General features: G+C 38.5%; 9 protein-coding genes. 3 read left to right on the top strand and 6 right to left on the bottom strand.

The window, feature by feature from the left end:
• Positions 1 to 65: 65 nt before the first annotated feature.
• The 6 genes from BO222_RS03275 to prfA form a co-directional block, all read right to left on the bottom strand.
• Positions 66 to 1,121, bottom strand: coding sequence for an AlbA family DNA-binding domain-containing protein (locus tag BO222_RS03275; protein WP_075818295.1), 1,056 nt, complete (start codon positions 1,119 to 1,121; stop codon positions 66 to 68).
• A gap of 1,154 nt (positions 1,122 to 2,275) precedes the next feature.
• Positions 2,276 to 2,572, bottom strand: a complete 297-nt coding sequence (locus BO222_RS03260; protein WP_075818289.1) for a hypothetical protein — start codon at positions 2,570 to 2,572, stop codon at positions 2,276 to 2,278.
• A gap of 356 nt (positions 2,573 to 2,928) precedes the next feature.
• On the bottom strand, positions 2,929 to 3,264 hold the full coding sequence (locus BO222_RS03250) for a hypothetical protein (protein WP_075818285.1): 336 nt from the start codon (positions 3,262 to 3,264) through the stop codon (positions 2,929 to 2,931).
• A gap of 47 nt (positions 3,265 to 3,311) precedes the next feature.
• The gene (locus BO222_RS03245; RefSeq protein WP_075818283.1) at positions 3,312 to 4,199 is read right to left on the bottom strand and encodes a methionyl aminopeptidase; all 888 of its coding nucleotides are present in this window, start codon (positions 4,197 to 4,199) and stop codon (positions 3,312 to 3,314) included.
• A 250-nt stretch (positions 4,200 to 4,449) separates the two neighbouring features.
• Positions 4,450 to 5,346, bottom strand: a complete 897-nt coding sequence (prmC, locus tag BO222_RS03240; RefSeq protein ID WP_075818281.1) for a peptide chain release factor N(5)-glutamine methyltransferase — start codon at positions 5,344 to 5,346, stop codon at positions 4,450 to 4,452.
• On the bottom strand, positions 5,347 to 6,423 hold the full coding sequence (prfA, locus tag BO222_RS03235) for a peptide chain release factor 1 (RefSeq protein ID WP_075818279.1): 1,077 nt from the start codon (positions 6,421 to 6,423) through the stop codon (positions 5,347 to 5,349). It abuts the gene before it with no gap.
• 685 nt (positions 6,424 to 7,108) lie between these two features.
• Between prfA and galU the strand changes: the two genes are divergently transcribed.
• From galU to BO222_RS03220, 3 genes are all read left to right on the top strand, one after another.
• Positions 7,109 to 8,038, top strand: a complete 930-nt coding sequence (galU, locus tag BO222_RS03230) for a UTP--glucose-1-phosphate uridylyltransferase GalU (protein WP_075818277.1) — start codon at positions 7,109 to 7,111, stop codon at positions 8,036 to 8,038.
• Positions 8,039 to 8,361: 323 nt separating this feature from the next.
• Positions 8,362 to 9,141, top strand: a complete 780-nt coding sequence (locus tag BO222_RS03225) for a TatD family hydrolase (RefSeq protein WP_075818297.1) — start codon at positions 8,362 to 8,364, stop codon at positions 9,139 to 9,141.
• Between the two features lie 775 nt (positions 9,142 to 9,916).
• Positions 9,917 to 11,461: a hypothetical protein gene (locus BO222_RS03220; protein ID WP_075818275.1), complete on the top strand. Its 1,545-nt coding sequence runs from the start codon at positions 9,917 to 9,919 to the stop codon at positions 11,459 to 11,461.
• Positions 11,462 to 11,549: the final 88 nt, after the last annotated feature.

Here is an 11,549-nt window from a genome sequence, read left to right as displayed (position 1 = left end):
GAATATTGTCGACGATAATTCTGGGCCCATAACGAGACAAAAAAGTACCCGAAACGAGCGAATACTTAACCAAAAGTGTTAAGTATTAAATCACCCGTTTTGGGTACTTTTATAAAACCACGAACAATCGGTTCATGAATCTGGTAAGACTTATGATAAATCGCATTGGCCAGGATTTCCTGAACGGCCTGAAATGGATAATTCCAGATTCGCATAGATTCAGGCCGATCTGGCAGTTTGATGATTTTCTCTTTTAAAAATTTGTCTTTAATTGTATCAAGAGCATTTTTCAGCTGAACTTGCAGAGGACCACTGAAGGTCTGCTCCTCCATTCCAGTTCCATCAGGATTAGGAATCCATACTAATTCTGTTCTTGCATAACGAAAGAACTTTTGAGGATCTTTTCCAAACATCAAAAGGCCTACATTCAGTGGCCGGAGCTCTTCGGGAGGACCTTCAATAATTCGTAAATCTTCAGCCAGCTCATACAGGGAAAGTTCAGAATTAGATTCTAACAGAGAACTTCCTGTTTGCCGCAAGTGCTCCTTCATCCGTTCCAGACTGAGATCTTCTACTCTGGCAAGCAGATTCGGTCGATCATCATAAGGGATTGAACTGGAAATATAATAAAGCTCTTTCTCGTCAAGAGGGGAAGCCACAATTGTACTGGATCCCTTGCGGATATAGTATTTCTTTTCTCTGTTTTCAAAGCCGTTTTTATCCAGATGATCTTTCTTTTTCTTAGGAACATTTATACAAGCTTTGTATGGCCGACTATGTCCCCCCTGAACTCGAATCAGAAGAACAGGTTTTTCATCAATTTCTACCGTCTGAATTTCAGGGATATATAATGGTTCGATGAAATGACAGCAGCGGATCACCTCTTTTTGGATTTCATCCAGTTTATTTATAGGAAGCCCAGTAATTGGACGTTCTGGAATACCATTTACCTCTTTGATCCCTACGAAGATATAGCCGCCTCCGATATTATCAATATCATTTGCAAAGGCACAAATTGTATGAACCATTGGGTCTGGATTGAAATTTTCTTTCAATTCAATTCTGGAAGACTCCACTATTTTTCCTTTAAGTAATTCTTCAATATTCATTGGAATGTTCATGAATATTCCCCCCTTTCTTATCTTTCATTATAAATGAACTTGTATGGATCGACAAAAAAACGTCGATAGACTCGATGAAAAAAATATCGAGTCTATCGATATTATAATGTCGGTCATATCGACAAGGGACTTATTTTGTAGAAGCAGACAGTGACTTAGGCGATATGGAAACTACTTTGACACTTTGATTTGTACAGGATCTGCCCGTATTTGAAGAAGTGATCGAACTCATCATGGAACGAAAGATTTCCACAGAAAGATGAAATAACATTTAGCTTCCTTTGAATCCAGAGCAAAACCAAACAGAATACAGCAAAATCAAGTTTGAATTTGCAGATATCAAAATTTTTCTATCTGCCTTTAATTAATGAATCGTGCATTTATGACTTTCAGAAACTTTTCTTTCATCCTAATTTTCTTACCTGTATCGATTACAAGGTATTTAATCTTCTTCAGTATCGATGAATTTTTAGCACTCGATAGAAGAAATATCGATAGACTCGACAAAAAAATATCGAGTCTATCGATGAAATAAATATCGAATTCATCGTCATCGAGGTTTCTAAACTTTGTTTTCTTTATAAAGGGATTTGATTCTGCTTTTGTTATTGGATGGAGCATTTCTGTTTAAGAAGCGGATGACTATACTTTGGAATTTACCAGATCCATATGAGAAAAACATACTTGAAACATCCTCCCGCTTAAAGAAGCAAGGAAGGATGTCACTCAAATTGTTATCTATGATTTTCTTAAATTCGATAGATAACGACGATATCAACTCGACAAACGTCGAATTCGTCAACAAAAAAAGGCCGACACGTTCGATACAAATAGGAAAACAGACGACAGAAGTTAAATCATTTCGTGTTGATGTTATTGTTCATACAATTCTTCCATGAATTTTCCTAGTTATATAGTCTATAAGTTTTAGATATTCCTTTACCATTCTTAAAGTTTGAATTGCTTCAAATCATTAAAAAAATCCAGACTGTCCAAAGAAAATCAGGTTCATTGAATCATGAAATCCTGTCTGCTTATTCTGTGCTGGTCTGGATTGTTGATTGTAAATATGTATTTAAAACTTGAGCTTAGCTGCTTTATCCGATGCTTAACCAATATTGGATGGATAATCAATTCAGCTGGATATGTTTCATTTAACCGTTAACTTCTGAATATTTTCTGCGGCCTGGATGAAGGTTATCGACATAATAGCGAACAGTCAGTTTACCTGCGATTTTGGTTTTTACTTTAGGCTCAACGATAAAGTTGTCTCCTTCAAGCATACTCTCAAGCATGGCATTGCAACATGCTTCCAGATTTTTCGTATTGGGTTCGCATTCATCCATTAAGTCTTTGGCATTTACTTCAATATAAAGCCACAGATTATCATGAGCAGCCTGTTTCATCTCCTGAAGCTTATGTTCATACTTCTCCTGTGTCCATTTTTCCATAATCATGTCCTTTCTTCATCCATCATAGACAATGAAATCCCTAAGTCAATTTTGCCAGTTTTACTGATATGTAAGCGTAAATGATTTCTGAAATAATTTTCGAAATATATAAAAAGCTTCAATTCTGTTTGGAAACAAAAAAACGAGTATAGAAACAAAAGTACCGGTAACTTACCGTACATTTAATTTCTTTACTCGCTAGACTAAGATCAGTACAAAAAAAGCATCCGGATAAACAATCTGATTCTGACTTGATTTATCAATTATAAGATAATTTTGTCTAACCTGTCTTATTCTTGCTGTTTATTCTTATTGTTCAGATCGATGATTGGCTTAATTAAGGTTCAGCCAGGAAGCTATGGCTTAATTACGCTTTCTGCATTCATCATAATTTCAGTCATTTCTTCCATGCTCGCAATACTGCCAGCTTTGAGATCTTTATTCAGATTATAAAAGTCTAAGGATGAGGCTGAAATCATAAGTCTGCATCCGCGTTTTTCAATGGATTTTAATGGATTTAAGATCCCTGGTTCTACGCAGGCTAAATTGACCGCACTGTTATAGAACAAAATGGCATCCGGAAGGGATTCCATATTAGCTAAAGATTCAAAGAAATCATTCATGAGTTTTTCACCTAAACGAGGATTTCCCTGTCCGAAACGTGAAGAATTCAAAATTACAATTTTAGACATAATTCAATTCCTTTCCAAATACAGATGCGAATCTGATTGATCAAAAACTACCAGGCAAGAACTTCAATGCCATCATCAGTGACAAGAAGCGTCTTTTCCCACTGAGCAGACAGCTTTCCATCATCGGTATAAGCCGTCCAATTATTGTCTGCATCAATAAACAGGGAATAAACACCCTGATTGATCATTGGCTCAATTGTAAAAACCATACCGGGGGCAAGAATCATACCGCAGTCTTTGCGTCCGACATGTGCAACCATTGGATCTTCATGAAAGGCGTTTCCGACGCCATGACCACAGAAATCAAGAACAACAGAGTAACCATTACGGTGAGCGATTTCCTGAATGGCTGCTCCAATATCACCGACCTGTCCCCAGGGTTTGACTGCTGCGACGCCTGCTTCAAGACATTCTTTTGTGACATCCACTAAACGTTTTGCTTCTTTTGAAACTTCTCCAATGCAGAACATTCTCGAAGCATCTGCATAGTGGCCATTAACGATCGTTGTGCAGTCGACATTGACGATGTCACCATCTTTTAATTTAGTATCGTCAGGAATTCCATGACAGATGGCATCATTGATTGAAGTACAGCAGGATTTAGGAAAGCCATTGTATCCCAAAGGGGCCGGGATTCCACCGTGTTCAACCGTATAGTCATAAACCAGTTTGTCGATTTCATTGGTCGTCATTCCGGCATGAATCTTTTCGCCGACTAAATCAAGAACGCCATTATTGATTTTGGCCGCTTCCTTAATCCAGTGAATATCATCTTCGTTCTTAATCAGGGAGCGAGGAGGGACCTTTTTATTTTCCCTTTTTAATGTTTCCATCTTGCGGTCAAAAGCCTGATGGCAGTGTTTATATTTCTTATTGGAACCGCACCAGCAAGGTTCATTATTTCCAGGAGCTGAGAATTTTTTTAGTGGTTTCAAAAACTATTCCTTCTTTCTATTCCAAAAACATAAAATACATAGTCAACCAAAAATAAAAATCAAGTAAATACAACCCTGAATTTCAAAATTCGTAAAGAACTGAGAAATCCAGAAATTTTCAAATCTAAAATACATAACCAGCAATCCAATTCCACAATGACAAATAATACAGAAAAACCATCTGCATGAGAGCAAATCCCAAAAGGAGCGCATTCATGCGATGGTATCGATCGATATCTATCTTAATTGTTTATTCGCTTTCTGAATAGGGCTCAGAATCAGTATTGGATTTTGGATCTTTAATCCATGCCGATAACATGCGGTCTTTTCCTGACATATCCTTATGAACCTGAATTTTAGCCTCCGCAAAATATTCTCTGACCAGTTGGCTTAAACGTTTTGCCTGATCATAACCCATTTCAAAAGCCATGATAGATCCTGGAAGCAGGACTTTATGCGCGTTCTTGAGTAAGGAGCGATAAAATTTCAGTCCATCTTTGCCGCCAAACAAGGCGACATGGGGTTCAAAGTCAACGACACTATGTTCCATTTCTTCTTCAGAAGGAATATAGGGGGGATTGCAGACCAGAATATTGCAGTGAAGGTTTCGTTCAATAAAGGGTTCAAGCATATCACCGCAAACAAAGATCGCAGAAGAATTCAGCTTCTGATTATTGAGATAAGCCACCTGCAAAGCTTCTTTTGAAATATCGGAAGCAATGACATCCATCTTTGGTTCTTCCAATGCCAGGCTGACTCCAATGGCCCCTGAACCAGTCGCCACATCAAATACACTCACGTGATCCTGATCTTCAAAATATTCATCGCACAGCTGTAAAACCAGGCCGACCAATTCCTCTGTTTCGGGTCTTGGGATCAGAACATTTTCATTGACGATAAAATCATAGCCATAAAAGTTCTCATACCCTAATACATAGGCTAAAGGAGTTCCTTTTTCCATTTCATGAACGGCTTCTAGAAAGTCGATCTGAACGGCCGGGTTAATGGGATCATCCATTTCCATATACAGGTTAATCCCGTAATGGGAGCAGATTTCATTCATCAAAAGCAAAGCGGTCTGATCGGAATGTCCGGCATCCATCAGTCGTCTTTTGCCTTCGTTGTAAATCTGATGATTGCTGATCATTTAGATCGACTCTCCAGCAAGCTTCGCTTTCTGGTCAGCCAGGGAAAGAGCCTGCATCAGATCTTCAAGACGGCCATCGACAATTCGATCGAGCTGATTGACGTTATAACCAATGCGATGATCCGTAACACGGTTTTGAGGATAGTTGTAGGTACGGATTTTTTCGGCACGATCTCCGGTTCCTACTTTCATCTTGCGTTCACTTTCGTTTTTCGCATCGATTTCACGCTGATGTTCTTCCTTCACACGGGCTGCAATCGTAGCTAAGGCGGTTGCTCTGTTTTCATGCTGAGAGCGTCCATCCTGACACTTAACGATAATTCCTGTTGGCTTATGAATAATACGTACCGCGGAGTCGGTCTTGTTGACATGCTGACCACCAGCACCCGAAGCACGCATGGTCTCGATTTCAAGATCGTTCATATCGATATCGAAATCCTCTTCATCAATTTCCGGATAGCAGAGAACGGTTGCAGTACTGGTCTGAATGCGCCCCTGAGATTCAGTTTTTGGTACACGCTGCACACGATGGGAGCCGCTTTCAAATTTCAGGGTTCCATAGGCATGCTGACCAGTCACTTTAAAGCAGATCAGGGAATATCCACCCGCTTCAGAATCTTCAGCATCGGAGACTTCCACTTTCCAGCCCTTGCTTTCAGCGTATTTGTTATACATACGGAAAAGATCACCTGCAAAGATGTTCGCTTCATCTCCGCCGGCAGCTCCACGAATTTCCATGAAGGCGTTATGTGAATCGTTGGGATCGGTTGGAACGAGAAGCAGTTCGAGCTTATCGATCTGTTCCTGCAAAAGAGGCTCGAGTTCTTCAATTTCCATCATTGCCATTTCGCGGATTTCCTTGTCATGATCCTTCGAAAGCTCTTTGGCTTCTGCCAAGGAATCGCGAGTCTTTTTATATTCGTTATACGTATCGACGATTGGAGTCAGTTCATTGGCTTCTCTTCCGAGTTTAGCCATCGTCCTGCGGTCTGAAAGAACTGCCGGATCCATCATCTGATTATTAATTTCATCAAGTCTGGCTTCAAGCTTGTCCAGACGATCTTCCATTTTTGCCATGAGTTTGTCCTTTCTCGTAACTTTAATTATGGCATATTGGCAAACAGGCGCCAATCCATTACAGCATCTGCTTTTTCAATTCGTAAAAAAACCGCAAACATCCTAAAAATTCATATGATTTTATCCTGAGCGATAAAGGCAATGAAGATCAAAAGATCATTCAGGATTATCAGATGAAAATAAAAACTGGAAAATGAATCGGTTGGATAAAGGAATCAGAGCAGAAAAACGAAAATATGACTGTAAATACAGAATCAGTCCATAATCTAACATTCGTGAGCGTGCCAAACGCATGTATAATACAGATTAGAAAAGGCTTGATCCAAACCGCCTTTTTGAATTTCAGTAAAAAGTTCGCATACAGGGCTGGCTTATAAAAAGCAAAAGTTCAAAAGCTATTGAACCAAAAAAAAGCTAGACAGAAGAAATCCAATTTCAAATGAAGCTGGAAAGCAATCAAACGATATTGGATTGAAACTTTTAAGAAATGATCTGAAAAAAATGAATTGAAGAACGAAGTCAAAAATTTGAAAACCAGATTGATCGATTCATTGATTGATTCGTCGGTTCAATGATTTATTGAATCATTGAACCATTCAATCCGGTATCAACTATGAAGATCAATCAAAACGGTAAATGAAATTTCCATAGATCGAAGTCCCATATACTTCAGGAGGTAAATCAGATGAAGAAAAGAGTAAAAAAAGCTGTCATTCCAGCAGCTGGTTTTGGAACCCGCTTTTTGCCTGCAACCAAAGCCATTCCAAAGGAAATGCTTCCAATCGTCGATATTCCAACGATCCAATATATTATTGAGGAAGCTGTTGCAGCCGGTATTGAAGAAATCTGCCTGGTGACCAATTCCTACAAGCAGAGTATTGAAAACCATTTTGACCGTTCCTTCGAACTTGAAGAAAAGCTGAAAGCCAGCGGCGACCTGGAACACTTACGCATGTGTGAAGATATCACCGATATGGTCAACATTGTTTCCGTTCGTCAGAAAAATCCAAAAGGATTAGGCCATGCTATTCTTTGTGCCAAGGATTTTATCGGCGATGAACCATTTGCGGTTCTTCTTGGGGATGACATTGTCGTTAATCCAAAAAAAGGAGCCATTCATCAACTGATGGATGTTTACGACAAGACAGGAAAAAGCGTGGTTGGGGTACAGACTGTTGCCCTCGAAAACGTCAATAAATATGGAATTATCGATCCAGCCGATATGGTCAATGAAAAACTGATGAAGGTTGCGACCTTTATTGAAAAACCAGCGATTGACCAGGCTCCAAGTCAGCTCGCCATTCTTGGACGCTATGTTCTGACTCCGGAAATTTTCGAAAAACTTGAAACGCAGCCAGCAGGTAAAGGACATGAAATCCAGCTGACTGATGCGATTGACCGCCTGGCTCAGGATGAACCAGTTTACGCTTATGAATTTGAAGGCAACCGCTATGACGTTGGAGACCGCAAGGGATTTCTTCAGGCTCAGGTTGAATTTGCATTAAATCGTGATGATACCAGACAAGCTATGGAAGAAATCATTGAAAACTTAGGCTATGTCAAAGATCCAGAATTCAAGAAGGAAAAAGAAGAGCCAAGAAAAGTCAGTGAATAGTTCGCTGGATAAATTAAACTAACATTTATAAAGTCAAAATACTTGATTTCAGATTTCAGAAGAGATTCATATGATCATGTTGAAAGTCATAATGATCATATGAAGCAAAAAGTGAAAATCAGATCCGTTCCAATCCAGAACTAAAAAAGAATTAAAATTCGAAAAAAGAACAAAAATACGAAATCAGGATCTGATCAGCATTCAAATCCGAATCAAATTTTAAAAAATTTGGTAACACCCACAGGAAAAAAGTGGTAAATGAAGAAACAAAGCAGGAAATGAAAAAGGGGATTTTTTCCCCTTTTTTAAATGGAGGAAAAGTCATGGTACCTTATATTGATTCACATTGTCATCTGACCTGTGATGAATGTTATGAAAACGTAGATGAACTCATTGAGCAGGCCAAAGCGGCCAATGTTTCAAAGATGATGATCATCTGTACAAACATCGAAGAATTTGAAAAGGCCTTGCCTATTCGCCAGAAAGATCCGGATACATTTAAAATCGCTTTTGGCTGGTATCCTGAGGATGCTCTGAAAGTGACAAAAGAAGACATGGAGTATCTTGAAAATGCGGCAAAGAATCATCAGATCGATGTTCTTGGAGAAATCGGTCTCGATTATCACAATGACAAATCATATAAGGACAAGCAGATTCAGCTTTTTAAGGATCAGATTGCGATCGCAAACAAATACAATTTACCGATCGCCATTCATATGAGAGAAGCAAGCGGTGACTGCATGGATATCCTAAAAAGTGATCCAAAGACCCGAATTATATTCCATTGTTATTCAGGATCCGCTGAAACACTCAAGGAAGCGCTTAAACTAAATTCACTGATTTCCTTTGCCGGTCCAATTACCTTTAAAAATAATAAGCAGGGTCCTGAAAACGTGAAGATCTGTCCGGCAGATCGAATCCTGTCCGAAACGGATTCTCCATACCTGGCTCCAGTACCAAAACGTGGAAAAAGAAATCAGCCAGCATTTGTTCAGTACACAGTCGGTAAAATTGCTGAAATTAAGGAAATGGATGAAGAAGAATTAAAAGAACAGATTGAAAAGAACTTTGATTCTCTGTTTGCCGCAGACCAGATTCAATAAGAAACCAGATAACTCCTCTGTAACGAAGTTTTCGCTGCAGAGGAGTTTTTATGTTATTCATAAAATGCAAAAAGCTGATTAGCGCAAATTATAAAAATGAGATAGTAAATTGATGGAATAATCCGGAAATAGTTTGAAAATTGTTACATAAGAGATAAAACAAACCAACTTTATGGATAAAGTTATTTTTAGATTAATATGGGTAATTAAGTTATCTTGATGTGATTAGAAAAACACCAGAAACGGCCAAACAATTCATCAAAAATAAATCGTCATTCGATGAGGTTTTTTAATCACGAATAACAAATTAACTATATATTTTTAAAATAATATATTAAACAAAAATAATGATTTAATTTTTATTAAAACTGTATTAAATATTAGCTTTAAAAAGAGACAAACATCACTATATAATCTATCAGGCATGCAGGATTGCATGAAAAACGATTAAAAATCCATCTTTTTTAAGGTGGGTTTTTTATTTAGAAGGGAGGTCCTAAAACAATCTGTCGAGCAGAAAATTGAGAATTCATACATTGTTTTCAAAAGAAAAGCGCTCATCACTCTTTCCAAAACTCAATCAGGAAATCGATAGATAGGACTTTCAGGGAAGAAAAAGAACGCGAAGACAATATGAAATAAACCAGAGAAGTCTGAATGACTTTGATCTGGTTTTTAGCGAATACTGAAATTTTCAATGCTTTGTCTAACGAAGCAGTGACTTTTTCATAAGACAAACTGCTTCTTGGACAAATTGAAATTAGAAAGGAAATCTATGAAAGAAACCTTAAATTGGAAAAAACTGATTAAGGTTCCCAAAAAGCTCTTCAGTGGACTTCTTGCCGCTTCGATGGCTTTCACCTGTGTGGTGGATCAGAACTTTACCACCGTTCATGCGGCAAAGAAGGATCCCATCAGAGAAGAAAAAAGAAACCCGGAGATTAACCCGGAATTCACAATCCAGCATTACCTGAATTTTGAAGCCGTCTCGATGGGGTTAAAGCATGGATCCAATAGAATCACTTATCCATTAAGAGATATTCCAGACTGGGAAAGTAATCCCTGGGATCCTGCAAAGCTTCAGCCAGGTACTGAGGGCACCGAAACGATCACTGGAACGATTTTAGATGTAATCAATGTCGAATCCCGTGGTCAGATTCCAGTTAATGGAACCAATACAGCACCGCTTTATGGAGTAGCAATCAATAGTGATGGCTCATTGAGAACTCATAAAACGAAAAAGGTTCTGTTTGAAGATGAAAAAGTGGAATACTTCAATAAGCCGAATATGAAATATATGAACCGCTTATACAATGAAGTTTCCGAAGGCTCATACAATGAAAACTATACGTTGGCGCAGGTCTGGATTGCCTATAATCTTGAAAACAGCCGCAGCGTAGACGAAAAGGATTTTCATGTCGTCGATGTACCAAAGAAAGTCATTAACAATGAGACCCGGCATGATCCTTCACGGATTATCTTTACCAACAATCCGGAATATAAAGACAAGGAAACAAATCAGGGACTTGAAAAATCGGGCGATGATTATCTGCCAACAAAATTTGGTACGGGTAATAAAGAACATGTCGTTATTTATGTCAAAGAGGGGATGACCATCCGTTTCCTGTTTGATCCAACGTCTTCTGATTATGTTAAGGAGAATGTAAATTTCTTCGACTATGACATTTCAAATGGTGTCATTTATGCCAGCGAGGCTGATGCAAAAGCGGGAACTAATCCTCTTCCAACCTCTGAACAGGAGAAGTCCTTAAAAAATAAGAAACGATTTTCTCAGACTGGAAAACAGGGAATTAACCACCCGGACAACTATCCAAAAAATGCGCAGGGTGCTTATTTCGCATTTGGAAATGTCAATACCGGATCTGGCTGGGGAAGTCAGTTATGGAATAAAGATAAGTTAAGCAATAAGATTAACGGATATAACTCGAGAAATAATAAAGGAACAACCTTTGGTCTTGTTAAAGGTCTGGATACCGAAAATGGGACTCTGATCTGGAATGATGGAGTGGTTGCCCCAGCCATTTTTTCATATGCACGGGATGCAGATGGAAATCCGATTTCTGGAAAAGATAAAAGCATTCGGGGAAAGACCAACTTTGTTCAGAATGAATTTCCATTACGGTTCAACCGAACAGGGGGAACATACATTCTGGATGGTGTAGGCAATACGCAAACGAATAATCTTTCCAAGTTTGAAAAAGTCTATGACCTTACAAACAGTAATGGAACACATAACATAATCTATTCCAACTCCTTCTGGTGTATATGTCAATTGAAAAGTTGCCGAAATATCAATTAAAAAGTTGGCAGCTGCCGATAGGAGCAGCCGCATAATTTTGTTTCCATTTTTCAATAAAGCCAGCTTAGAACCAGAAAGCAAAATGAGA

The organism is Ileibacterium valens (assembly GCF_001945525.1).
GTDB lineage: Bacteria > Bacillota_I > Bacilli_A > Erysipelotrichales > Erysipelotrichaceae > Ileibacterium > Ileibacterium valens.
Note: the sequence above shows the minus strand (reverse complement) of the source record. Positions and strands in the feature narration are given on the sequence as shown.

Excerpts from the sequence above, each read along its gene's own strand:
- BO222_RS03250 (WP_075818285.1), bottom strand. The coding sequence starts at position 3,264 with ATGTCTAAAATTGTAATTTTGAATTCTTCACGTTTCGGACAGGGAAAT.
- BO222_RS03225 (WP_075818297.1), top strand. The coding sequence starts at position 8,362 with ATGGTACCTTATATTGATTCACATTGTCATCTGACCTGTGATGAATGT.
- BO222_RS03260 (WP_075818289.1), bottom strand. The coding sequence starts at position 2,572 with ATGGAAAAATGGACACAGGAGAAGTATGAACATAAGCTTCAGGAGATG.
- prmC (WP_075818281.1), bottom strand. The coding sequence starts at position 5,346 with ATGATCAGCAATCATCAGATTTACAACGAAGGCAAAAGACGACTGATG.
- prfA (WP_075818279.1), bottom strand. The coding sequence starts at position 6,423 with ATGGCAAAAATGGAAGATCGTCTGGACAAGCTTGAAGCCAGACTTGAT.
- BO222_RS03275 (WP_075818295.1), bottom strand. The coding sequence starts at position 1,121 with ATGAACATTCCAATGAATATTGAAGAATTACTTAAAGGAAAAATAGTG.
- galU (WP_075818277.1), top strand. The coding sequence starts at position 7,109 with ATGAAGAAAAGAGTAAAAAAAGCTGTCATTCCAGCAGCTGGTTTTGGA.
- BO222_RS03220 (WP_075818275.1), top strand. The coding sequence starts at position 9,917 with ATGAAAGAAACCTTAAATTGGAAAAAACTGATTAAGGTTCCCAAAAAG.